Source organism: Vibrio sp. M260118, assembly GCF_036533755.1.
GTDB lineage: Bacteria > Pseudomonadota > Gammaproteobacteria > Enterobacterales > Vibrionaceae > Vibrio.
Genome location: NZ_JATABG010000716.1, coordinates 1 through 475, shown reverse-complemented (window position 1 = coordinate 475; position 475 = coordinate 1). Strand labels below are relative to the sequence as shown.

General features: G+C 30.7%; 2 protein-coding genes. Both read left to right on the top strand.

Features of this window, described 5'->3' with window-relative positions; all coding sequences use genetic code 11:
• Positions 1-206: ankyrin repeat domain-containing protein (locus QTO00_RS20810; RefSeq protein ID WP_331426404.1), on the top strand; the 206-nt coding region annotated here is incomplete at its 5' end.
• On the top strand, positions 203-475 hold a 273-nt coding region (locus QTO00_RS20805; RefSeq protein ID WP_331426403.1), incomplete at its 3' end, for a radical SAM protein. The genes QTO00_RS20810 and QTO00_RS20805, both read left to right, overlap by 4 nt.

The window sequence follows — 475 nt, the reverse complement described above, 5'->3', positions numbered from 1 at the left end:
CTTGTACCAATCAACAAGATAATAATGGCTACACACCTTTGATGAAAGCTTGTATTAAGCACGATATAAAAATGGTCAGAATGCTAATTGAAAAAACTGACTTGATGATTAGGTGTAGAAATAACAAAACAGCAGTTGACTATTTAGATGCTAACAACCCGAAAAGTAGTGATATATTTGAACTGTTTAAAGGATACTTGAAGTGATTGATAGAGCTTGTATATCTCTTGGAGAAAAATGTAACTTAAAATGTGCTTACTGCCACTTTCATAATGAAGATAATGGAAAGTTAAGTGGAATTCCGCAAGAGTTTACTACTGATGAGCTAATAAAAATAGCAAAAAACCTAAATGATTATGCAAGAATTAACAATTTATCCACTTTCAAAATTGGGATAGTTGGTTCTGGAGAACCTATTTTGCAATATAGAAAAATTGTTGGCCTTATTGAGTATGTAAAAAATAATAATCTTGAC